The organism is Corynebacterium sp. HMSC070E08 (assembly GCF_001808895.1).
GTDB classification, from domain to species: Bacteria; Actinomycetota; Actinomycetes; order Mycobacteriales; family Mycobacteriaceae; genus Corynebacterium; species Corynebacterium hiratae.
The window spans coordinates 64,849-65,131 of sequence record NZ_KV794797.1; positions in this window are offsets into that span (position 1 = coordinate 64,849).

A 283-nucleotide genomic window follows, 5' to 3' on the forward strand; every position below is an offset into this window, starting at 1 on the left:
GTTCAGTTCTCATTACCCCTGATAGACTTCCGCCGCCACCCGGTTAATTTATCCAGAAGCTGGGGTTCAGTTCTCATTACCCCTGATAGACTTCCGCCACACCATAGGCGGTGCGGGCCGAGGCTGGGGTTCAGTTCTCATTACCCCTGATAGACTTCGCCGACACCGAGGGCTGCCCAGAGCAGGACTGGGGTTCAGTTCTCATTACCCCTGATAGACTTCAGGAGTCCGAGGTGAAGGGCATGACTGAGCTGGGGTTCAGTTCTCATTACCCCTGATAGAC